Consider the following 22,744-nt stretch of genomic DNA (forward strand, 5'->3'; position numbering starts at 1 on the left):
GGTCCTGACACGCGTGTGACTAGTGTTCTGCGGCAGGCGATCGGCTCGAGGTCGGCCACCCGGTCGACACGATCGCCTCCGCCGAATTCGGTGACGGGTTTCGGTGACGGTGGGCAACCACGGTCGTCGCGACGCGCAGCCGGAACCGGGGACCCTCGCAGTCCCTTGGGGTGAATCGGTGCTTCGGCACCGTAGGGCGCCTTCTTCCGCCCGAACCCGTCAGCTAACCCGGTAGGCGGCCGAGGAAGGAGACCCGCCACCAGTGGCGTCCCAACGTCGACCCGGGCAACACCGCAAGCCCAAGCCGCGCACCGCCGTGCGTACCGCCGCGACCGTCGTTACGGCCGCCGCGACGATGACCGGCGTGATGACCTTCGCCGGCACCGCGAGCGCGGATCCCGCGCAGTCGTTCCAGCAGACCAAGGACCGCGTCAACCAGCTGCACAGTGACGTGATCAAGGCCACCGACGCCGCCAACGGCGTCGAGGAGCAGATCGAGAAGCAGCAGGGCACCGCGAACCAGACGCAGGCCCGGATCACCGAGGAACAGGCCGCGCTGAACGCCCTGCGCGACCAGATCGGTGTCCTGGCGGCCAACCAGTACCGCAGCGGCGGCCTCCCGCCGTCGCTCTCGCTCGCGCTCAGCGGCGACCCCGAGGGTTACCTGCAGAAGTCGCAGATGTTGTCCCAGCTCGACGGCCAGCAGGCCGCCAAGCTGAAGCAGATCGCGGCGCAGGCCCGAGTTCTCCAGCAGGACCGCACCGAGGCCTCCTCGCAGCTCGCGGAACTGGAGAAGCTGCGCACCGACCTGAACAAGAACAAGACCGACATCCAGGCCAAGCTGGCCGAGGCGCAGCGGTTGCTCAACACGCTCACCGAGCAGCAGAAGAAGGAAGTCCTCGACTCGGACGAGCACGCGAACGACAGCACGCGGGGCAACGACCGCAGTTCGCGGGACAAGGACAAGGACACCGCGCCGGCGACCAGCGTCCCGGCGTCCGGTCGGGCCCAGGCCGCGATCAACTTCGCGCTGGCACAGATCGGCAAGCCGTACGTCTCCGGTGCCGAGGGCCCCGGCTCGTACGACTGCTCGGGCCTGACCCAGGCGTCCTGGAAGGCGGCGAACGTCTCGCTCAGCCGCACCACTTGGACCCAGATCAACGACGGCCCCAGGATCGCCAAGAGCGCCCTCCAGCCGGGCGACCTGGTGTTCTTCTACTCGGACAACCGCCACGTGGGCATGTACATCGGCAACGGCCAGATCGTGCATGCCCCGCGTCCGGGCAAGACCGTGACCAAGGCGCCGCTGGACTCGATGCCGTTCCTCGCGGCCATCCGCCCCGGCTAGAGCCCTCGGGCACCCGGCACATACGACGGCGCCCGTCCTCGGAACGAATCCGAGGACGGGCGCCGTCGTCGTATGTGCCGGGCGTCCGCGACCGGTCAGACCAGTCGCCGGTCCGTCGCCCAGCGGGTCAGCTCGTGCCGGTTGGACAGCTGCAACTTGCGCAGCACGGCGGAGACATGGGTCTCCACCGTCTTGACCGAGATGACCAGTCGGCGGGCGATCTCCTTGTAGGCGTAGCCGCGCGCGATCAGCCGCAGCACCTCGCGCTCGCGCTGGGTGAGCCGGTCCAGGTCCTCGTCGATCGGCGGCACGTCGGTGGCCGCGAACGCGTCCAGTACGAAGCCCGCCAGGCGCGGCGAGAACACCGCGTCGCCCTCGCCGACCCGGCCGATCGCGCGGATCAGCTCGTCGCCGGTGATCGACTTGGTCACATAGCCCCGGGCGCCGCCCCGGATCACCCCGATCACGTCCTCCGCGGCGTCCGACACGGACAGCGCCAGGAAGCGCACCGCCGGGATCAGCGACGCGCACCGGCGCAACACCTCGACCCCGCCGCCGCCGGGCAGGTGCACGTCGAGCAGGACCACCTCGGGGCGGGTCTCGGTGACCACGGCCACCGCGCTCGCCACGTCGTCGGCCTCGCCGACCACCTCGACCGCCTCGCCGATCTCGGCGCGCACGCCGGTGCGGAACATCCGGTGGTCGTCGACGAGGACCACCCGGGTGCGGGGCGTGCCCTCGACGGGTGCGCTACTCGTCTCGGTGGTGTTCACGTGTTCGTCCTTCCCACAGCGGACCGGCCGGCGTCGGCGCGGCGCATCTCCAGCTCGACCTCGGTGCCCTCGCCGGGTTCGCTGCGGATGTTCGCGGCGCCCCCGTTGCGGCGCATGCGCCCGAGCACGGACTCTCGCACACCCAGCCGGTCTGCGGGTACGGAGTCCGGGTCGAAACCGGGCCCGCGGTCGCGGACGAACACCGTGACCGTGTCCTCGTCGGCCTCGCCGAACACCGAGATCGCCGCGCCGCCCGCGTACTTCGCCGCGTTCACCATCGCCTCGCGCGCGGCGGCGATCAGCGCGGAGAGCCGGTCGTCGACCGGGCAGTCGCCCACGCACACGATCTCGATCGACACCCCGTGCGCGTCCTCCACCTCGGCGGCGACCCCGCGCAGCGCGGCGGCGAAGGTGCGGTCCGGCTCCTCGCCGTCGGGGCGGTACAACCAGGCCCGCAACTCGCGCTCCTGCGCCCGGGCCAACCGGGCCACCTCGCGCGGGTCCTCCACCTGGCGCTGGATCAGGGTCAGCGTGTGCAGCACCGAGTCGTGCACGTGCGCGGCCACCTCGGCCCGCTCCTGGGCCCGGATGCGGGCCCGGCGCTCGGCGCCCAGCTCGCGGGTCTGCCGCAGCAGATACGGGCCGAAGATGACCAGCAGGCCGACCAGGAGCAGGCCCGCGCCGCGCATCGCGGCCAGCGCGTCGCCGATACCGCCGCGGCCGAGCGAGAAGAAGATCAGGCCCGCGACCACCAGCGTGGCGCCGATCAGGGCGCGCAGCCAACCCGCCACCCGGCTGCGCCCGTCCAGCGAGAACCAGCGCTGCCGCTGCGACTCGTCGGCCTGACGCCACAGCAGGATCACTCCGGGCCCGGCCACGAGCAGCGGCCACAACCAGTCGCCGGAACCGGCGTCGGTGTCGGTCCCGAGCCCGGTGAGCATGGTCGCCGCGATCAGCACGATGATCAGCGCGAGCGCCTGATGCCGCTCCCGGCCGCGCTCGCGGCTCGGCGGGGCGGCGTCGGTCACGCTCTGCGGTACGAAGATCCAAAAGGCCGCGTACAGGACCACGCCCAGGCCCGCGAAGAACGCGAGCGCGACGAAGGCGACGCGCAGCACCACCACCTCGACGCCGAGATGCTCGGCCAGGCCGCGCGCGACGCCGCCGGCGAACCGGTGGGACGCGGCGCGGCGGAGCTTCGGCGTCGGGTACGCGGGCCGGTTCGGCGCGGCGGGGGGCGGATATACGGCGGTCACACGACCGATCGTCACACGCCGGCAAGCCGGGGCGCATCAGGGCCCGACCCTGATTCCCCCTCAGGGTCGGACCAGGGGTCGACCAGGGCGGAGCCCGATGGGAACGGGGCCGCGCGCACGCCACGATGGACCCATGAACGACGACATGAAACCCGGTGTCTCGGCCGGCGACCGGGCCGGCGACGTCCCGGGCGGCCCTCCGGGGTCGTCCGCGGCGCCCACGACGACGACCACTCGACCCCAACTTCTGCGCAGCGTCGACGACCGCATGGTCTCCGGCGTGTGCGGCGGGCTCGGCGAGCATTTCGGCCTCGATCCGGTGATCTTCCGCATCGTCTTCGCGGTGCTGTCGCTCTTCGGCGGGGTGGGCGTACTGGTGTACAGCCTGGGCTGGCTGTTGATCCCGGCCCGTGGAGAGGAGCAGCCGGTGCTGCGCCGGGTGCTCTCCGGGAAGTTCGACCGCGGGGCGACGGCCGCCACCGTGGTCGCCGTGATGGGGGTCGCCTTGTTCTTCACGTATCTGGACTCGGGCTTCGGCCCGTCGGTCCCGCTGATGATGATCACCGCCGTGGTCCTGTTCATGGTCTGGACCGACACGAAACGCAGGTCCGAGGCCGCCGCGCGCACGGCGGGGGTCGCGGCGATGGCGAGCGCTCCCGCGCCGGTCGACACCGTCCCGGCCGGCGACACCGCGCCGGGACCGCCGATGTGGTGGCAGGCGCCCGGTGGCGGCTCGGCGCCGGAGGGTGGGAAGCCGCCCGCGAAGCCGGTCGCGGCCGAGCCGGGGAAGGGTGCGAAGCGTCCGCGCTCGTACGTGGCGCTGGCCACGCTGTCCGTGGCCACGATGGTCGGCGGCCTGCTGTGGGTGCTCAACCGCAGCGACGCGGTCGACGTGACGTTCACCGTCGCGGTGGCCATCGTGCTCGGCGTCGTCGGACTGGGCCTGATCGCGGGCACCTGGTTCGGCCGGGCCCGGCTGCTGATCCTGCCCGCCCTCGCGCTCACCGCGCTGCTCGCCGGGCTGACCGCGATCACCGTGCCGCTGACCGGGCCGTGGGGGGAGCGCACGTACACGCCGACCTCGGTCGCGGCGCTGCCCGCGTCGTACCACCTCGGCGGCGGCGACATGGACCTGGACCTGCGCAGCCTCGACCTGGGGCCGGCCCGCGCGGCGACGGTCAAGGCCACGGTGGGCGCCGGGCAGATCCAGGTGTGGGTGCCCAAGGACGTCAGGGTGGTGTTCAAGGGCCGCTCCGACGTGGGCGACGTGCGCACGACGAGCGGGCGCGACGACGGCTGGCGGCCGGACCGGAGCGAGACGCTGGAGCCGATCGCGCAGCCGGAGCGCGGCACGATCACGCTGGACCTGAAGGTCGGCGTGGGCCAGGTGGAACTGCTGTACGACGACCACGGACGGCTGCCTCGATGAGCACGACACCGAGGAACGGCGTGGCCCGGATGGAGGGCGAATCCCGATGAGGACGAACAGGCAGCGCTTCGACCCGATGGCCCTGATCGCGGGTGTGGTGTTCACCGCCATCGCGATCGCGTATCTCCTACGGGCGGGCGGTCACGCGCTGATGAGCCCCGAGTGGTCGCTGGCCACCGCGGCGATCGGGGTGGGCCTGGCGGGCCTCGCCGGGGCCCTGTGGTCGATGGTGCCGACCGGCCGCTCCGACGCGCCCGCGCCGCCGGCCCGGTTCTTCGCGCCGGTGGCTCCGCCGGAGCCGGGCGGCACGGCGTTCGTGGGCCGAGACGGACACGAGGAGCGCGTAGGCCCACTCGGCGAGAACACCGGAACGAACCCGAACCCGAACCCGAAAGCCGGATCCGACCCCGAGCCCCGTCCGACAGCCGACCCCGGGACCGCCCCGGACCCGACAACCCGCCCAGGCCGGCCGCCCCACCCCGAGGCCGCCACGGTGCCGGGGACGGACATCGAGCCCGGCATCGAGGCCGCAACCACCTCCGTGACCGGCGCCGAGACCGGAACCACCTCCGTGACCGGCGCCGAGACCGGGGCCGCCTTCGGGACCGGCGCCGAGGCCGGGGCCGCCTTCGGGACAGGCGCCGAGACCGGGACCGGCTTCGGGCCGGACGCCGACCTCGGGACCGGCGTTGAGATCGGCACCGACTCCGGGACCGGTGCCGAGTCCGACATCGAGACCGGGGCCGACCTCGGGACTGGCAGCGAGACCGGGACCCGCTTCGGGACGGACGCCGAGTCCGACGTCGAGGCTGGGGCCGACCTCCGGACGGATATCGAGTCCGACGTCGAGATGGGGACGAGCTTCGGGTCTGGCGTCGGGTCCGACACCGAGACCGGGACCGACCTCGGGACGGATGTCGAGTCCGGCGGCGAGATCGAGACGGTCTTCAGGACTGGCATCGAGACCGGCGCCGACCTCAGGACCGACGTCGAGACCGACACCGAGACCGGAGCCGGGGTCGAGGTCACATCCCGTGCCGGGGCCGGGAGTCATGCCGAGGTCGAGGCGGAAGACGAGACGGAGATCTTGGCCGTGATCGAAGCGCCGGCCGAGCCGGACTCACCGGCCGGATCCTCGGCCGCTCCGGCGGCGTCCGACGGCGGCCCGGACGGCACCCCGCCGGCCGTCGACCCGACCAAGTAGCCGACGCGGGTGGCCGATACGACGAGGGGGCGGGTGGGCCGACAGCCCACCCGCCCCCTCGCGCGTACGCGGCGGGCACTGCCCCGGGTCCGCACCCGCTATCTCCGAACCCGCCCCTCTGCCGCTTCGCGCCCGCGCCTCGGTTCGGCACCGCGCCCCGCACCTCCGCGCCCGCGTCTCCGCGCCGCCCCGGACCTCCGCGCCCGTCTCCGTGCGCCGAGCCGCGTACCGCGTCCGCGCGCGGCACGCGCGGCGTCCGGTATCGCGTTCCGGCGCCGCGCGCCCTGCGCCATGCGCTGCGTCCCCGCGTCCCGCACCTCCGCGCCCGCGTCTTCGCGCCGCCCCGGACTTCCGCGCCCGTTCCCGCGCGCCGAGCCGCGTACCGCGTCCGCGCGCGGCACGCGCGGCGTCCCGTATCGCGTTCCCGCGCCGCGCGCTCCGCCCTTGCGTTCCCGCCCCGCGCTCCCGCCTCCCGCGCCCCCACCTCCGCGCCCGCGTCTCCGCGTCACCCCGCACCTCCGCGCCGCGTCCCGTATTGCGTTCCCGCCGCGCGCGCCGAGCCCCGTACCGCGTCCGCGCGCGCCTCGCGTCACGCTTCCGCGTCACGCCTCCGCGCCCCCGCGCCGTGCGTCGCGGGTGTGCTCAGCCGCGGTCGTGTGGGGTGTGCCACAGGGTTGGGTCGGGGCCCTTTGGGACGATTCCGGTTGGGTTGATCGCGTTGTGTGTGACGTAGTAATGGCGCTTGATGTGGTCGAAGTCGACCGTGTCTCCGAAGCCTTCGGTCTGGAACAGGTCGCGGGCGTAGGCCCACAGGACCGGGTACTCGGTCAGCTTGCGCAGGTTGGTCTTGAAGTGGCCGTGGTAGACCGCGTCGAACCGGACCAGCGTGGTGAACAGCCGGATGTCCGCCTCGGTGATCGACTCGCCGACCAGGAAGCGCTGCCCGCCGAGCCGCTTCTCCAGCAGGTCCAGCCGGGCGAACAGCGCGTCGAACGCCTCCTCGTAGGCGTCCTGCGAGGTGGCGAACCCGCACCGGTACACGCCGTTGTTCACGTCCCGGAACACGTCCGCGTTGATCGCGTCGATCTCCGCGCGCAGGTGCTCGGGGTACAGATCGGGCGCGCCGGCCCGGTGCAGCGCGGTCCAGCGGGTGGAGAGGTCGAGGGTGATCTGCGGATAGTCGTTGGTGACCACGTGCCCGGTGGTCAGATCGATGATCGCGGGTACGGTCACCCGACCGGCGTAGGTGGGGTCACTGGCCCGATAGGCGTCGGCGAGGAACGCCAGCCCCGTCGCCGGGTCGCGTCCGTCGGGGTGGTTGGTGAACCGCCACCCGCGCTCGTCCCGGATCGGGTCCACCACGGACAGACCCAGTGCGTCCTCGAGCCCGAGCAGCCGACGGACGATGATCGCCCGATGCGCCCACGGGCAGGCCAGGGACACGACCAGCTGATATCGCCCGCGCTCCGGCTCCGGCCGCCCGGTGAACCGGTTGGCCTGTCGGACGAATTCGCCACGGTTGCCGGTCTCGGCGGTGAACTGCGCCTCGGATGAGCTCATCCGTCCACGATAGGTCCCGGATCCCCGCCGCGCGCCGCGCTCAGGTCGGGTCGAGGCCGTTCGCCCGCAGCCAGGGCAGCGGGTTGATCGGGGCGCCGCCGCCGGGGCGGACCTCGAAGTGCAGGTGGGGGCCGGTGCTGTTGCCGGTGTCGCCGCTGTAGGCGATCACGTCGCCCGCCTTGACCGGACCGGAGCGGATCTTGGCCCGGGTCAGGTGGCAGTACCAGGTCTCGGTGCCGTCCTTGCCGGTCAGGATCACCATGTTCCCGTACGCCGTGTTCACCTGCGTGCGCACCACACCGTCCATCACCGCGAGCACCGGGGTGCCCAGGTCCACCGGGAAGTCGATGCCGGTGTGGGTGTGCGCCCAGCGCGAGCCGGAGGAGCCGAAATAGGCGCTGAGGCCCTTCTGGGCGACCGGGAGCACGTACTTGGGCCTGAGGGACTCCCGGCGCTTGCGCTCGGCTTCCTGGTCCTGCTGGGCCTGTTCCTGGCGCTCCTGGAGCGAGACCCGGGTCTGCGCGCGACTGGCGCGCTCGGCGAAGTCCTCGGCGCCGACCTGGAGATCCACCAGTTGTTTGTCCATCGGCGACATCAGCGGCAGGTCCTCGCCGCCGGCCACCGGGTCCGCGTCCTTGGTCTCGGCGCCCGCGGTGTGCAGGCCGCCGACCGCCGCGACGGCCATCGCCGCCGCGCCCATCACCGCGAGCGGGGCGCCGGCGGTGAGCGGGAACGCGCGTTTGCGCTTCACCCGGGTCTTGTCGGCGGGCTCCTTGGCTTCCTTGGCGGCCTTGACCTTCGGCTTCCCGGCCGGCTCGGCCCGCCGCTCGTCGCGCGCGTCGTCCGCGTCGGCCCCGGTGTCGGTGCGGGCCGGCACGCTGCGGTCATGGTCGTCGACATCGAACGCGGGCTCGACCGGCGCACGGGTGGTGCCGTCGTCGAACAGGTCCGTCGTCGAGCGGTTGCCGCCCGACCACTTGTCGGCGTCGTCGCGCACCGGGACGGGGGAGTACCAGGTGTCGGATTCCCACGCGGCGGTGTCCGAAGCGGCGTACCACATACCGGTGTTCGAGCCGCCGTCCCAGGCGGGGTCGACGTACGGGGCCGGCGCCGGATCCTGCACCGCGGTGTCGGCGACCGCCCAGGTCTGGGTCTGCGTGCCGTAGCCCGTGTCCTGGACCGCCGAGTAGCCGTAGGCGCCGGTCGCGGCATGGCCGCCGGAGGCGTCGTAGGTCCCGGTGTGGCCGTCCGACGAGCCGTTGCCGTAGCCGTCCCGGCCCGGCACCTGGACGTATCCCGAGGCGTCGTAGGCGGGTTGATACCCCGAGGTGTCGTAGCCGCCCGTGCCCTGGCCCGTGGTGTCGTAGCCGACGGCGGAGTACTGGGTGCCGGAGTGGTCGACGGCGGCGTACCCGCCGGATGCGTAGCCGGTCGCCGCGGGGTAGCCGGTGCCGGTGTCGTATCCGTCGTACGCGGGTGCCGGTACACCCCAGCCACCCGATGCGTCGACCGCGGGCCAACCGCCGCTCGGGTCGGCCGAGTAGGCGTTCGCGCCGTACCCGTAGCCCTGGTCGTAGCCGCCGTGGGCCGGGTCGGACGAGCCGTAGGGGGAATACGCACCCTCGGTGTCCGACCCGTGGCGAGCCTGCTGCTCCGCACTCGGGTAGCGAACGTCCGTCACCTACGTCGCCTTACGTCTCGGGGGTCGGTCGGAAACGGACTGTAGCTCCCTTGACGTTCACAGGACAATCCTCGCGATCGGAACCGCAGGTCAGGCGGCCGGGCGGGTGATGCGGTCCGCTTCGGCGGCACCCGTCCGGGCGGACGCCGTCGACCGCCGCCCGTGCGCCGACCGAGCGGGGGTTACGCTCCGGGCGAGGGCTTCGCTATGTACATGGAGGCAGTGATGGGTGTTCCCGGACCGATCAGGATCGTCGTGGCCAAGCCCGGGCTCGACGGACACGATCGTGGGGTCAAGGTGGTCGCGCGCGCACTGCGCGACGCGGGCTTCGAGGTGGTGTACACCGGGCTGCACCAGACCCCGGTCCAGATCGTCGAGACGGCCATCCAGGAGGACGCCGACGCGATCGGTCTGTCGGTGCTCTCCGGCGCGCACATGACGCTCTTCGCCAAGGTGATCGAACTGCTCAAGGAGCGCGAGGCCGAGGACATCCTGGTGTTCGGCGGCGGGATCATCCCGGAGGAGGACGTCCCCGAGCTGCGCCGGATCGGTGTCGCGGCGGTGTTCACCCCGGGCGCGCCGACCACCGACATCGTCGACTGGGTGCGCGCACACGTGGCGACCACCGCCGCCTGACCGGGCACTTCGCTCGGATGCGGACATTCGGCCCGGCGCGCTCCGCGGGTTCGACGGGCTCGCACACACGTGTCGGTGCGGGCCCGTACCGTGGCCGTCATGCAGCAACGGTGGACCGCGGAACGGGTGTTGGCACTGGCCCCCGACGCCGCAGCACGCACGGCCGGGAGCGCCCTCGCGAGACCGGAGTCGTGGTCGGCCACCGGTGCCTCGACGGCCGCCGGCGGTCCGATCTGGGGGTCGGGCGGCGGCGCGGCGGCCTACCGCACGGTGGTCGATCCCGCCGGTCCCACGGGGCGATGTTCGTGTCCCGGACCGGGCTTTCCCTGCGTACACGCCCTCGGCCTGCTGCTCCTGTGGGCGAACGATCCGGCCGCGGTGCCGGTCGGGGCGGGCGTGCCCGACTGGGTCGACGCCCCGGCGGCCGGGCGGCGGGAGCGGGCCGGTCTGGCCGATCCCGCCGCGGCCCGGCGGCGGGCCGAGCGGCGGGCGGCCGAAGTCGCCGAGGGCACCGAGCGGTTGCGCCGATGGCTGGCCGATCGGGTGCACCAGGGCCTGGCGGGCACCGAACGTGAGGGATACGCGATGTGGGACGGCATCGCGGAGCGCATGGTCGACGCCAAGGCTCCGGGCCTGGCCGCCCGGTTGCGCGCGGCGGGCGCGATACCCGCGTCCGGGGCGGAGGGCTGGCCGGGCCGACTGCTGGAGGACTACGCCGAGTTGTGGCTGCTCCTGCGCGCCCACGAACACGCCGACGACCTGGATCCGTCCCTGGTGGCCGGATTGCGGGCGCGCATCGGCTGGACCGTGGACGCGGAGGACGTGCTGCGGGCGGCGCGGGCCGAGGGCACCGCGGTGCACGATCGGTGGCTGGTGCTCGGCAGTCGGGACAGCGTCGACGGCGGGCTGACCGAGCGGCGGATCTGGTTGCGCGGCACCGGGTCGGGCCGGCCCGCGCTGGTGCTGGCCTTCGGACCGCAGGGGCGTGCGCCGCAGTTGGCGCTGCCCGTGGGGCGCACCATCGAGGCCGACGCGGCCTTCCACGACGACGCGGTGCCGCTGCGGGTGGCGCTGGGCGAGCGGACCGGTGAGCCGGCCGCCGGGGCGGAGCCGGCCGGGGTGGGACCCGAGGAGGCGACTCTGGCCTACGCCGAGGCGCTGCGCCGCGAGCCCTGGCTGGAGGCGTGGCCGGTGGTGCTCGCCGACGTGGTCGCGGTGCCGGAGCCGATGGGGTGGCGAATCGCCGGCGCGGACGGGTTCTGGTTGCCGGTGGACCGGGCCCGGACCGGCGAACAGGCGCTGTGGCGGTTGTCCGCGATGTCCGGCGGCACGGGGCTGACCGTGTTCGGCGAGTACGGCGCGCGCGGATTCGTCCCGGTGACCGCGTGGCACGAGGGCCAAGCCGTGCCGCTGTAGTCGATCCGCGGTGGCCGGTCCGCTGTCGGCGGCTCGCTGTGCCGTCTCGCTGTCATCGGTCCGCCGCCGCCCGGCCCGATCGGGTCGGAGGATCGACGCCGTCGCCGATCTTCGGCGGCCGATCGCCATGTGTGGGAGGGGAGTTCGGATGCGGGTCGCGGATCCGGTGTGGGACGACCTGGTGTCGGCGGCACTGGTGGGCACCGGGCGGCGCAGGGCCGCGGAATGGCCGGCCGAGGGCGCGTTGGGCGAGTTGGCCGCGGGCGTGGACCGGACCGACGAGGCGGTGCGACTGCTCGACCTGGCGGCGATCGTGATGGTGCATCGGCGGGCGGGCCGACGGGCCCCCGCGGGCGCGCCGCCGGAGCCGTGCGCCGAGGTGGACCCGCGACCGTCCGTGCCGGAGCCGGCCCGGGTGCGGCTGCGGATCCTGCTCGAAGGCGACGGGATGGACTTCCTGCCGGAATGGCTCGCCCTGGCCCGGACGGCCGGCCTGCGGGCACCCGAGTCCGAACTGCCGGCCCTGTTGACCGCGGCCCGCTCGCGCACCGACCTGCGGGCGATCGTGGCCGAACTCGCCGGGCCGAGGGGGCGTTGGCTGGCCGGGCTCAACCCGGAGTGGGCCTGGCTGACCCGGATCGCGGCCAAGGATCCCGACGACCCGATCGACCTGTGGCGGCACGGCCGGTTCGGCGAGCGGCTGGCCGCGTTCGCGGTGTTGCGGGCGGCAGACCCGGACGGGGCCAGGGAGTTGCTGGCCCGGACCTGGCGGGCCGAACCGGCCGAGGACCGCGCGGTGTTCGTCGAGGCGCTGGGCACCGGGGCGACGGCGGGCGACGAGGCGTTCCTGGAGGCGGCGTTGGACGATCGGGCCAAGGTGGTCCGGGTGGCCGCGGCGCGACGCCTCGGCGCGCTGCCCGGATCGGCGTTCGTGGCCCGGATGAGCGCGCGCGGCCGGGCCTGCCTGCGGCCCGACGGCGCGGGTCGGGTCCTTGTGGTGCCGCCGGGCGAGTGCGACGAGGCGATGGTGCGGGACGGCATCGACCGGTCCTCGCCGACCGGACGCGAGGACCACTCGTGGTGGCTGGGCGAGGTCGTCGCGGCCACGCCGCTGTCGGTGTGGCGGGAGGTGTTCGGGGCGAGCCCCGAGGAGATCGCGGCCCGTGCGCTGCCGCGCCGGTTCGCCGAGGACGTCCGCGAGGGGTGGGCCCGCGCGGCGGTGCTCCAGCGCGACGTCGAATGGGCCCGGGCACTGGCCGGCCGCGGTGCGCCCACCCGCCTGCTCACCGTGCTGCCGCCGGCCGAGTGCGCCGACCACGTGGCCCGCCACATCGCCGCGCACGGCCTGTCCGAGGCCCTGCAACTGCTCACCAACTGCCCGACCCCGTGGCCGCTCCCCCTGGGCGACGCGGTCCTGGACGCCTTCGCCACGGCGGCCGACTCCGGCGCGTACCCCTGGAGCTTCAGCGGCGCCCGAGACGTGGCCGGTCGCGGCCTGGACCCGTCGATGGTCGACCGCGTGGACCGCCTCGCCGAGGGCGAGGGCGAATGGCCCAAAGCCTTCCGGACCCTGGCCGCGACCCTGCGCTACCGCGCGACGATGCGCGCGGAACTGCTCGACGGCTGAGCCGATCCGTCCTCGTGCGGAAGGGCGGTGGCGACGGTGCGGGCGGCACGTTTTCCCCGTGTTCGTCCGATGTCCGCATCGACGGGCCTCGTCGCGAGATGATGAGGCTGTGACCGACGACGCGGATCAGATCGACCCATTGGGGGACATGCGCCTGGCGGCCTTGCGGATGCTGCGCGACTCGGGTGAGTTTCCCGAGGGCGTGCGGTGGGAGGCGTCGACGGCCGGTCTGGTCATGCAGGCATCGCCGGACTGGGAGCACGCCCGGATCCTCACGGGTCTGCGGCACGTGCTCGAACCGTTGCTTCCGGCAGAGGTGCTCGTGCTGGAAGGCATTGCCTTCGTGGTGGGAATCGGTACCGAGCGCACACCCGACCTCGTGGTTCTCGATCCGCGCAAGAAAGCCGAATTCCGGGACGGGCACGCGATGTCCGCCTCCGGAGTCTGGATGTTCGTCGAGGTGACCTCGGGCAGCACCCGCCGAATCGATCTGCGGGAGAAGCCCGACGAATACGCGCGCGCCGGAGTGCCGGTGATGGCGATCGTCGATCGGCGGGAGCACGAGGTGATCGTGTGCTTCGAGCCGGTCGACGGGCGCTACACGTTCACCGAACGAGTGCGAGCCGGACGTCCGGTGCGGCTGCCCGAGCCGTTCGACGCGACCATCGAGACCGCGTTTCTGCTCGATCACCTCTGACCCCCTCGGCGCCTCGGCGTGTCGGACCCGGGCGGCAGACTTGTCCCTGTTCGGGTTTGTTCGAGCGCTGGGGGAGCCGTGGTGGGCGTGTCTGCCGAATCGGGTGCGCAGGTCGATCAGGGTGTGCTTCGGGCGCACGCGGAGGACGCGTTCGCCGGGGAGTTGGCGGCGCTGGCCGCCGCCGACGAGCGGCCCCGGCCGCCACGCTGGAAGCTGTCGCCGTGGGCCGTGGCCACCTACCTGCTCGGCGGCACGTTGCCCGACGGCACGGTGATCTCGCCCAAGTACATCGGGCCGCGCCGGATCGTCGAGGTCGCCGTCACCACGCTGGCCACCGACCGCGCGCTGCTGCTGCTCGGGGTGCCGGGCACGGCCAAGACCTGGGTGTCGGAGCATCTGGCCGCCGCCGTGTGTGGTGACTCCACACTGCTGGTGCAGGGCACCGCCGGCACTCCCGAGGAGGCCATCCGCTACGGCTGGAACTACGCCCAACTGCTCGCGCACGGGCCCAGCCGCGCGGCCATGGTGGCGGGCCCCGTGATGCGTGCGATGAGCCGCGGACTGGTCGCCCGGGTCGAGGAGTTGACCCGCATCCCGGCCGACGTGCAGGACTCGCTGATCACCATCCTGTCCGAGAAGACCCTGCCCGTACCGGAGTTGAACGACGAGGTGCAGGCGGTGCGCGGGTTCAACCTGATCGCCACCGCCAACGACCGCGACCGAGGGGTCAACGAACTCTCCTCGGCCCTGCGCCGCCGGTTCAACACCGTGGTGCTCCCGCTGCCCGCGACCGCCGACGCGGAGGTGGAGATCGTCAGCCGCCGGGTGGCCCAGCTCGGCTCGGGCCTGGAACTGCCGCCGGTGGCCGGTGCCGAGGCCGAACTGCGGCGTGTGGTCACGGTGTTCCGGGAACTGCGCGCCGGCCTCACCGAAGACGGGCGGACCAGGCTGAAGACCCCGTCCGGGCCGCTGTCCACCGCCGAGGCGATCTCCGTGGTCACCGGCGGCCTCGCGCTCGCCGCGCACTTCGGCGACGGTGTGCTGCGCTCGGCCGACGTGGCGGCGGGGATCCTGGGCGCGGTGGTCAAGGACCCGGGCGCCGACACCCTGGTCTGGCGCGAATACCTGGAGACCGCGGTGCGCCCGCGCGCCGACTGGCAGGACTTCTACCGGGCCTGCCGCGACGCGGACCCGGTCTGATGGCGCGGCCCCCGGCCGCGCGACCGATCCTGCTCGGCGTGCGGCACCACGGCCCCGGCTCGGCCCGGGCGGTCGGCGCCGCACTGGCCCGGCTGCGGCCCGACATCGTGCTGATCGAGGGTCCGCCCGAGGCCGACCCGCTGCTGTCCTTCGCCGCCGAGCCGGGCCTGCGTCCGCCCGTCGCGCTGCTCGCGCACGCGGTCGACGATCCCGCGCAGGCCGGCTTTTGGCCGTACGCCGACTTCAGCCCCGAGTGGGTGGCCATCACCCACGCGAGCGAGCACGGTGTCCCGGTCCGGTTCATCGACCTGCCGGTCGCGGTGTCCTTCACCCTCGACCGGGCCCGCCGCGAGCGCGAGAGCGACGAGCCGGCCGATCCCGTGCCGCCCCCGGTGGACCCGATCGCCGCGCTGGCCCGACTGGCCGGTCGGGACGACGCCGAGCACTGGTGGGAGGACGTGATCGAGCACCGCCCGCCCGCCGACGACCCGCTGCGGCCGTTCGCGGCGCTCGCCGAGGCGATGGCCGCGCTGCGCGAGGACGAGCGGCCCGCCGTCGACCCGGGCCCGAGCGCCGAGCCCGACATCGAGCGACTGCGCGAGGCGTACATGCGCCAGTGCATCCGCTCCGCGCGCCGGGCCGGGCACACCCGGATCGCCGTGGTGTGCGGCGCCTGGCACGTGCCCGCGCTCGCCGACCCGCCCTCCGCCGCCGCCGACCGCGCGCTGCTCGCGCCGCACCGGGCCGCCGTCAAGGTCGAGACCACGTGGGTGCCGTGGACCCACCACCGCCTCGCGCAGAGCTCCGGCTACGGGGCCGGCGTCGCGTCCCCGGGCTGGTACCGGCACCTGTTCGACACCGCCGCCGAGCCCGACCCGCTGCCCCGCTGGTTCGTCCGGATCGCCGGGCTGCTGCGCGAGGCGGGCCACCCGGTCTCCTCCGCGCATGTGATCGAGGCGACCCGCCACGCCGACGCGCTCGCCGCGCTGCGCGGACGACCGCTGGCCGGTCTGGACGAGACTCTCGAAGCGGTCCGCGCGGTGATGTGCGACGGCGTCACCGGGCCGCTCGCGCTGGTGCACGACGCTCTCGTGGTCGGCGACGTGATCGGCGAGGTGCCGCCGACGGTGCCCGCCGTACCCCTCCAGCGCGACCTCACCCGCGAGCAGCGCCGACTGCGGCTCCGGCCCGAGCCCGCCGCCCGCGAACTGGAACTCGACCTGCGCAAGGACTCGCACGCCGACCGCAGCCGACTGCTCAACCGGCTCGCCCTGCTCGACGTCCCGTGGGGCGTGCCGGTCCCGGGCCGGGAGAGCCGGGGCACCTTCCGCGAGACCTGGCGCCTGGACTGGCAGCCGGAGTTGGCGATCCGGGTGGCCGAGGCGGGCGTGTGGGGGACCACCGTGGTCGCCGCGGCCGAGGCGCGCGCGAGCGACCTGGCGATCCGGGCCGAATCGCTCGCCGACGTCACCGAGGTCGCCGAACGCTGCCTGCGCGCCGACCTGCCCGACGCGCTGCCGGTGATCATGCGCGTGCTCGACCGGCGCGCCGCCCTGGACGCCGACGTCGGCCGGCTCGCCGAGGCGCTGCCGGGACTGGTGCGGGCGCTGCGCTACGGCGACGTCCGGGGCACCGACACCTCGGCGCTCGACACCGTCGTGGCCGGCCTGGTGGTCCGGATCTGCGTCGGGCTGCCCGCGGCCTGCGCCGGACTGGACCACGACGGCGCCGCCGCGATGCGCCGTCGCCTCGACGACGTGCACGCCGCCGTACAACTGCTCCCTGAGCGCCGACAGGACGAGTGGTACGCCACCCTGCGGCGGCTCGCCGACCGGGAGAACCTGCCCGGCCTGCTCACCGGCCGCGCCACCCGCCTGCTGCTCGACCGGGGCCGCCTCGCGCCGGAGGACGCGGCGCCCCGCCTGGCCCGCGCCCTCACCCGGGGCGTCCCGCATCGCGAATCGGCGGCCTGGATCGAGGGATTCCTGGCCGGCGGCGGCATGCTGCTGATCCACGACGAAGGACTCCTCGACCTGGTCGACGCCTGGATCACCGGCACCCCCGACGACCTGTTCGTGGAGATCCTGCCGCTGCTGCGCCGCACCTTCGCCGGCTTCGCCGCGCCCGAGCGCCGGCTGCTCGGCGAGCGCATCCGCACCCCGGCGCGGGCCGTCGTCCCGATCGCCACCGCCGAGCACTTCGACGGCGCGCGCGCCGACGCCGTACTGCCACTGCTGGCCGGGATCCTGGGCCTGGCACACCGGGAGGCGACCCCGTGACGAGCGAGGCCGACGACGAACGGCTGCGCCGCTGGCGCCTGGTACTCGGCGGCGAACCCGACGGCACCGGCCACGGGCTCACCGGCGACGACGCCCGGATCGACCAGGCGCTGAGCGCGCTGTACCGCCCCGAGACCCAGGCCCCGCGCGGCAGCCGCCGGGCGACCGGGCCGCGCGCCGGCGGCCTCGGTGCCTCCGCGCCGTCGGTGGCCCGCTGGCTCGGCGACATCCGCGCCTACTTCCCGGCGGGCGTGGTGAGCATCCTCCAGCAGGACGCGATCGAGCGGCTCGACCTGACCCGGCTGCTCCTGGAGCCGGAGATGCTGGCCGCGGTCGAACCCGACGTGCACCTGGTCGGCACCCTTCTCGCGCTCACCGCGCTGATGCCCGAGGCGACGAAGGAGGCCGCCCGCGCGGTGGTCCGCCGCGTCGTCGACGACCTGGAGCGCCGGGTCGCGCAACGCACCACGAGCCTGGTCCGAGGCGCGCTCGACCGCTCGACCAGGGTGCACCGCCCGCGCCCGCGGGACATCGACTGGAACGCCACGATCCGGGCCAACCTCGGCCACTACCAGCCCGAGCACCGCACGATCGTGCCGGAGCGCCTGGTCGGCTACGGGCGCCGGCGGCACGGGGTGCACAAGGACGTGATCCTGTGCGTCGACCAGTCCGGCTCGATGGCGGCCTCGGTGGTCTACGCGTCGGTGTTCGGCGCCGTGCTCGGCTCGATGCACGCGCTGCGGACCTCGCTGGTGGTCTTCGACACGAGCGTGGTCGACCTGACCGACCGACTGAACGACCCGGTCGACGTGCTCTTCGGCACCCGTCTCGGCGGCGGCACCGACATCAACCGCGCGCTGACCTACTGCCAGTCGCTGATCACCCGGCCGACGGAGACGGTCGTCGTGCTGATCAGCGACCTGTACGAGGGCGGTGTGCGGGACGAGATGCTCCGCCGTGCGGCGAGCATGCAGGCCGCCGGCACCACCTTCGTCACCCTGCTGGCCCTCTCCGACGAGGGCGCCCCGGCCTACGACCACGCCAACGCCGCGGCCCTGTCCGCGCTCGGCACCCCCGCCTTCGCCTGCACCCCCGACCTGTTCCCGGAGGTCATGGCCGCCGCACTCCAGGGCCTGCCCCTCCCGGTGCCGGCAGCGTAGGAGTGGCCGGTACGTACTGTGAGCCTGCCGTTGCGGCGCAGGTGTTACGGACGGTCAGTTCAACTTGGCGGTGTCCAGGGCGGGGAGGCCGTCGGGGAGTTGCACCTTCTCGCCCAGCTTGACCGGGTCGGCCACTCGGTAGTAGGACTCCTCTCCGCGATCTACCGGCTCCGAGTGGCAGATGGCGAGGCCCTTTTCCCGATCGATGAGGAGATAGACGGGGATGCCGGCGCGAGCGTAGGTACGGTATTTCTCCTCCCGATCGATCCGTGCGTTGCTCGGGGACGTGATCTCGCCGACGAGGTGGAGCATGCTCGCCGGGTACCAACCGTCGTGGCTGCTCCGATACGCCTCGTCCGCCTCGTTCGGGCGGCGGTAGGGGATTTCGAAATCCGGGATAAAGGCGCCGGTCACGTGCTTCTCCCCGGCGGGTTCCGAGCAGTACCCGTTGCCGATCAGAGCCGCGTCGATACCTGCCGCACGCAACTGCACGATCAGGTCGACCGCCCACCTGTTGTGCTCGGCGTTGGCCGGGGGCGACATGTAGTAGTTCCTTTCGATGAACTCCACACGTACGCCGTCCGGGAGCGGCAGTGCGGCGATGAAGGCGGTGGGACGGGTGGTGAAGTCGTCGAGTGTCGAGGCGATCGGCGACTCATGTGCGAGCGCGGTCATCTCGGCTCCTTCGTCGGGATTGGCTTGCGCGTCCATCGTGGCCGTCCGTTCGTTCGTATGTCGGAGTTCCGGATAAGTGTGACTATCGACCGTGGGGCTCGGGCGTGGGATCGGCCACATCGGGTCGTCACGTTCCGTTCGGGTGTGTTCCCTGTGTCACGGTGGAACAGGCGTAAACGGGCGGATTCGGACGCACGGCGAAGCCGAGGTCCGGCGCCGCCCGCGGAATGTGACCCGGACCCTGGTTCGGCCCCCGCACTCCTGCCCGATAGCCTGCAAGGCGGATCAGCTACGCGTGCGGACGCCGTCCACCGGAACCGGGGGCGAGCCTGCCGGACCTGCGCGACGACGGACGCGGCTGCGCATGTTCCGCATATCCGATCGCGATCACAAGGACGGACCCGCGTGGACCTGTTCGAGTACCAGGCGAGGGATCTCTTCGCTAAGCACGGTGTGCCGGTTCTGCCCGGTGAAGTCGTCTTCACGCCGGAGGAGGCACGGGCCGCCGCCGAGCGCATGGGCGGCAAGGCCGTCGTCAAGGCTCAGGTGAAGGTCGGTGGCCGCGGCAAGGCCGGCGGCGTGAAGCTGGCCTTCAGCACCGACGAGGTCGTCGAGAAGACCGAGCAGATCCTCGGCCTCGACATCAAGGGCCACATCGTCAAGAAGGTCATGCTGGCCGGGCTGGCCAAGCCGGTGGACGAGTACTACGTCTCGTTCCTGCTCGACCGCACCAACCGCACCTTCCTCGCGATGGCGTCCGTCGAGGGCGGCGTCGAGATCGAGGTCGTCGCCGAGGAGAACCCCGACGCGCTCGCCAAGATCCCGGTCGACGCGATCGAGGGCGTGACCGAGGCCAAGGCCCGCGAGATCGTCGAGGCGGCGAAGTTCCCGGCCGAGCTGCACGACCAGATCGTCGCGACCCTCAAGACGCTGTGGACCGTCTTCGTCGAAGAGGACGCCACGCTCGTCGAGGTGAACCCGCTGATCAAGTCCGAAGAGGGCAAGATCATCGCGCTGGACGGCAAGGTCTCGCTCGACGAGAACGCCGACTTCCGCCACCCCGACCACGAGGCGCTCGAGGACAAGGACGCGGCCGACCCGCTGGAGGCGGCGGCCAAGGCCAAGGGTCTGAACTACGTCAAGCTCGACGGTTCGGTCGGCATCATTGGCAACGGCGCGGGCCTGGTCATGTCCACGCTGGACGTGGTCGCGTACGCCGGGGAGAACCACGGCGGCGTCAAGCCCGCCAACTTCCTCGACATCGGCGGCGGCGCGTCCGCCGAGGTGATGGCGAACGGCCTGGAGATCATCCTGGGCGACGCCGACGTCAAGTCGGTCTTCGTCAACGTCTTCGGCGGCATCACCGCGTGTGACGCGGTCGCGAACGGCATCGTGCAGGCGCTCGAACTGCTGAAGCAGAAGGGCGAGGCGGTCACCAAGCCGCTCGTCGTGCGACTGGACGGCAACAACGCGGAGCTGGGTCGGCAGATCCTGACCGACGCGAACCACCCGCTGGTCCAGCAGGTGGACACCATGGATGGCGCGGCCGAGCGGGCCGCCGAGCTCGCTGCCGCGAAGTAAGGGAGACCGACCCAGCATGGCTATCTTCCTGACCAAGGACAGCAAGGTCATCGTCCAGGGCATGACCGGCTCCGAGGGGATGAAGCACACCCACCGGATGCTCGCCTCCGGGACGAACATCGTCGGTGGCGTGAACCCGCGCAAGGCCGGTACCACGGTCGACGTGGACGGCACCGAGGTACCGGTATTCGGCACCGTGGCCGAGGCCATGGAGGCCACCGGCGCCGACGTCACCGTGGTCTTCGTGCCGCCGAAGTTCACCAAGGACGCCGTGGTCGAGGCGATCGAGGCCGGCATCGGCCTCGCCGTGGTGATCACCGAGGGCGTGCCGGTGCACGACACCGCGCAGTTCTGGGCGCTCGCCGGCGCCAAGGGCAACAAGACCCGGATCATCGGCCCGAACTGTCCCGGCCTGATCACCCCCGGTCAGTCCAACGCGGGCATCATCCCGGCCAGCATCACCAAGCCGGGCCGGATCGGTCTGGTGTCCAAGTCGGGCACGCTGACCTACCAGATGATGTACGAGCTGGCCGACATCGGCTTCTCGACCGCCGTCGGCATCGGCGGCGACCCGATCATCGGCACCACGCACATCGACTGCCTCCAGGCGTTCCAGGACGACCCGGACACCGACGCGATCGTGATGATCGGCGAGATCGGCGGCGACGCCGAGGAGCGTGCCGCGGCCTACATCGCCGAGCACATCACCAAGCCGGTCGTCGGCTACGTCGCGGGCTTCACCGCCCCCGAGGGCAAGACCATGGGCCACGCCGGCGCCATCGTCTCGGGCTCCTCGGGCACCGCGCAGGCCAAGCAGGACGCGCTCGAGGCCGTCGGCGTCAAGGTCGGCAAGACGCCGTCCGAGACGGCGCGCCTGATGCGCGAGATCATGGCCGGCTGACCCACCCGGTCACCGACGACGCCCCGCACCCCGCCGTTTCCGGTGGGATGCGGGGCGTCGTGCCTTCCCCGGCCCGTCAGGGCTGCGCCGGCCGGCGCAGCCCGTTGTTCACGCAACTCGTGTCGAGGACGAAGGCCCGCTCCGGGGCCAGCAGCGAGGCCGGGCCGGTCGCCGCGGCCCCCGTGCCCGCCCGCAGGTCGGCCGCCGTCCCGGTCGTGGTCCGGGCACCGGTGGGCGTCGCCGGTCGAAGCAGCGGCGCGAGCCGCTCCGGGGCGGCGGGGGCCGGCGTCACACCGGGGGCCGGTTGCCCGTCCGCGGGCGGCAGGGGGGCCGCGGGGGACGGCGGCGCGGGCGCCTCGGGCGTGGCCGGTGCCTCGGTCGGCGCCTGCGTGCGCTCCACGGGCGCGGGCGGGGCCGCAGCGGGCGCCGGCGGGCTGTCGTCCGCCGACGCGGGCATCGGCGGCACCGGGCGGGCCGCCTCCGGGCCGGTGAGCGGCCGTACCCGGTCGCCCCCGCGCGAGTCGCGGGAGGTGCCCGGGGTGAGCAGCCGGGGGAGCGCGGCGACGAAGAGCGCCAGGATCGCCGCGACCACCACGGTGACCAGCGTCGCGGTCCGTGCCCGGCTGCCCACGCGCGCGGCGTGGGCCTGCGGGACTTCCGGCGCGTGGCGGGCGGCCAGGTCGCGGGTGAGCGTGCTCAGGAACGCGTGTGCCTCGGCGCAGTTCGGCGACGGGCCGGTGATCGCCGGGATCCGGTCGGCGAGGTCCTCGTGGGCGTGTATCAGCCGGATCCGGGTCACCTCGGTGGTCGCCTCGGTCTCGGCCGCCACCTGCTCCGGGGACAACCCGAACAGGTGTCGCAGGACGAAGACCCGGCGCCGGTGCGCGGGCACCCGCTGGAGCGCGCGCAGGAGCGCGACGTCCTGGTCGCGCCGCGTGTCGTCGTCGGCGTGCGGGACCACCCGGGCGGTGCGGTCGGGGTGCGGTACGAGCCGCCACAGCGCCCGGCGGACCAGGAACCGGCGGCCCAGCGCGAGGTCGCCGGCGACGGTGCGGACGTAGGCGGCGTCGGCCGGGGTGTCCGCCGCGTCCGGCAGGTCGCGCCAGACCCGGGCGAAGGTGTGCCGGGTCACGTGCGCGGCTCGTGTGGGGCTCGCGGTCAACAGGAACGTGTAACGCGCGATGTCGGGGGCGGTCGCCGCGACCAGGGCGTCGAACCCCGGGGCGCTCGCGCGCGGGACCGTGTGCTCGTCGTCGATGCCCATGAGGGGCTGAGGTACCCGAGGGTCGACCGAAAATGCATATTAAATGCTTGCGATCGA

The 22,744-nt window shown here is 73.3% G+C and carries 18 protein-coding genes and 1 riboswitch; of the genes, 12 read left to right on the top strand and 6 right to left on the bottom strand.

Annotated elements, in window-relative coordinates:
- The first annotated feature begins 114 nt into the window (after positions 1 to 114).
- Positions 115 to 253, top strand: a riboswitch (cyclic di-AMP (ydaO/yuaA leader).
- Positions 254 to 262: 9 nt separating this feature from the next.
- Positions 263 to 1,348, top strand: a complete 1,086-nt coding sequence (locus tag ACMXN5_RS20100; protein ID WP_439676409.1) for an NlpC/P60 family protein — start codon at positions 263 to 265, stop codon at positions 1,346 to 1,348.
- A 95-nt stretch (positions 1,349 to 1,443) separates the two neighbouring features.
- Here the strand turns inward: ACMXN5_RS20100 and ACMXN5_RS20105 are convergent, their stop codons facing one another.
- Positions 1,444 to 2,121: a LuxR C-terminal-related transcriptional regulator gene (locus ACMXN5_RS20105; protein WP_380005324.1), complete on the bottom strand. Its 678-nt coding sequence runs from the start codon at positions 2,119 to 2,121 to the stop codon at positions 1,444 to 1,446.
- Positions 2,118 to 3,377 carry an ATP-binding protein gene (locus tag ACMXN5_RS20110; RefSeq protein WP_395787368.1) on the bottom strand — a complete coding sequence of 420 codons (1,260 nt, stop codon included), beginning with the start codon at positions 3,375 to 3,377 and terminating at the stop codon, positions 2,118 to 2,120. The genes ACMXN5_RS20105 and ACMXN5_RS20110 overlap by 4 nt, the downstream gene beginning before the upstream one ends.
- Before the next feature lie 133 nt (positions 3,378 to 3,510).
- Here ACMXN5_RS20110 and ACMXN5_RS20115 point away from each other — a divergent pair, with 133 nt between their 5' ends.
- Together ACMXN5_RS20115 and ACMXN5_RS20120 are read left to right on the top strand one after the other, a co-directional pair.
- Positions 3,511 to 4,806, top strand: a complete 1,296-nt coding sequence (locus ACMXN5_RS20115; protein ID WP_439676410.1) for a PspC domain-containing protein — start codon at positions 3,511 to 3,513, stop codon at positions 4,804 to 4,806.
- Positions 4,807 to 4,852: 46 nt separating this feature from the next.
- Positions 4,853 to 6,010: a hypothetical protein gene (locus ACMXN5_RS20120; protein WP_439676411.1), complete on the top strand. Its 1,158-nt coding sequence runs from the start codon at positions 4,853 to 4,855 to the stop codon at positions 6,008 to 6,010.
- 642 nt (positions 6,011 to 6,652) lie between these two features.
- On the opposite strand, the gene ACMXN5_RS20125 is transcribed toward ACMXN5_RS20120, so the two are convergent.
- The gene (locus ACMXN5_RS20125; protein ID WP_439676412.1) at positions 6,653 to 7,570 is read right to left on the bottom strand and encodes a glutathione S-transferase family protein; all 918 of its coding nucleotides are present in this window, start codon (positions 7,568 to 7,570) and stop codon (positions 6,653 to 6,655) included.
- 40 nt (positions 7,571 to 7,610) lie between these two features.
- A complete protein-coding gene (locus ACMXN5_RS20130) occupies positions 7,611 to 9,251 on the bottom strand; it encodes a M23 family metallopeptidase (RefSeq protein ID WP_439676413.1) in 1,641 nt (546 codons plus the stop codon).
- A gap of 225 nt (positions 9,252 to 9,476) precedes the next feature.
- Here ACMXN5_RS20130 and ACMXN5_RS20135 point away from each other — a divergent pair, with 225 nt between their 5' ends.
- From ACMXN5_RS20135 to ACMXN5_RS20165, 7 genes are all read left to right on the top strand, one after another.
- On the top strand, positions 9,477 to 9,887 hold the full coding sequence (locus ACMXN5_RS20135; RefSeq protein ID WP_078975670.1) for a cobalamin B12-binding domain-containing protein: 411 nt from the start codon (positions 9,477 to 9,479) through the stop codon (positions 9,885 to 9,887).
- A gap of 99 nt (positions 9,888 to 9,986) precedes the next feature.
- Positions 9,987 to 11,303: an SWIM zinc finger family protein gene (locus tag ACMXN5_RS20140; RefSeq protein WP_439676414.1), complete on the top strand. Its 1,317-nt coding sequence runs from the start codon at positions 9,987 to 9,989 to the stop codon at positions 11,301 to 11,303.
- A gap of 148 nt (positions 11,304 to 11,451) precedes the next feature.
- Complete coding sequence (locus ACMXN5_RS20145) at positions 11,452 to 12,930, top strand: DUF5691 domain-containing protein (RefSeq protein ID WP_439676415.1); 1,479 nt, start codon at positions 11,452 to 11,454, stop codon at positions 12,928 to 12,930.
- Positions 12,931 to 13,039: 109 nt separating this feature from the next.
- Positions 13,040 to 13,627, top strand: a complete 588-nt coding sequence (locus tag ACMXN5_RS20150; RefSeq protein ID WP_439676416.1) for a Uma2 family endonuclease — start codon at positions 13,040 to 13,042, stop codon at positions 13,625 to 13,627.
- 87 nt (positions 13,628 to 13,714) lie between these two features.
- A complete protein-coding gene (locus ACMXN5_RS20155; protein WP_439676417.1) occupies positions 13,715 to 14,827 on the top strand; it encodes an ATP-binding protein in 1,113 nt (370 codons plus the stop codon).
- A complete protein-coding gene (locus ACMXN5_RS20160) occupies positions 14,827 to 17,106 on the top strand; it encodes a DUF5682 family protein (RefSeq protein WP_439676418.1) in 2,280 nt (759 codons plus the stop codon). Before ACMXN5_RS20155 ends, ACMXN5_RS20160 begins: the two co-directional genes overlap by 1 nt.
- Positions 17,103 to 18,266 carry a VWA domain-containing protein gene (locus ACMXN5_RS20165; RefSeq protein WP_439676419.1) on the top strand — a complete coding sequence of 388 codons (1,164 nt, stop codon included), beginning with the start codon at positions 17,103 to 17,105 and terminating at the stop codon, positions 18,264 to 18,266. The genes ACMXN5_RS20160 and ACMXN5_RS20165 overlap by 4 nt, the downstream gene beginning before the upstream one ends.
- 54 nt (positions 18,267 to 18,320) lie before the next feature.
- Here the strand turns inward: ACMXN5_RS20165 and ACMXN5_RS20170 are convergent, their stop codons facing one another.
- Positions 18,321 to 18,941 carry a Uma2 family endonuclease gene (locus ACMXN5_RS20170; RefSeq protein WP_439676420.1) on the bottom strand — a complete coding sequence of 207 codons (621 nt, stop codon included), beginning with the start codon at positions 18,939 to 18,941 and terminating at the stop codon, positions 18,321 to 18,323.
- 405 nt (positions 18,942 to 19,346) lie between these two features.
- Here ACMXN5_RS20170 and sucC point away from each other — a divergent pair, with 405 nt between their 5' ends.
- Positions 19,347 to 20,522: an ADP-forming succinate--CoA ligase subunit beta gene (gene sucC, locus ACMXN5_RS20175; protein ID WP_078975664.1), complete on the top strand. Its 1,176-nt coding sequence runs from the start codon at positions 19,347 to 19,349 to the stop codon at positions 20,520 to 20,522.
- 16 nt (positions 20,523 to 20,538) lie between these two features.
- A complete protein-coding gene (gene sucD, locus ACMXN5_RS20180) occupies positions 20,539 to 21,423 on the top strand; it encodes a succinate--CoA ligase subunit alpha (protein ID WP_126637535.1) in 885 nt (294 codons plus the stop codon).
- A gap of 76 nt (positions 21,424 to 21,499) precedes the next feature.
- On the opposite strand, the gene ACMXN5_RS20185 is transcribed toward sucD, so the two are convergent.
- Positions 21,500 to 22,687, bottom strand: a complete 1,188-nt coding sequence (locus ACMXN5_RS20185) for an RNA polymerase sigma factor (protein WP_439676421.1) — start codon at positions 22,685 to 22,687, stop codon at positions 21,500 to 21,502.
- Positions 22,688 to 22,744 lie beyond the last annotated feature (57 nt).

The organism is Embleya australiensis, from assembly GCF_051903075.1.
Taxonomy (GTDB): domain Bacteria; phylum Actinomycetota; class Actinomycetes; order Streptomycetales; family Streptomycetaceae; genus Embleya.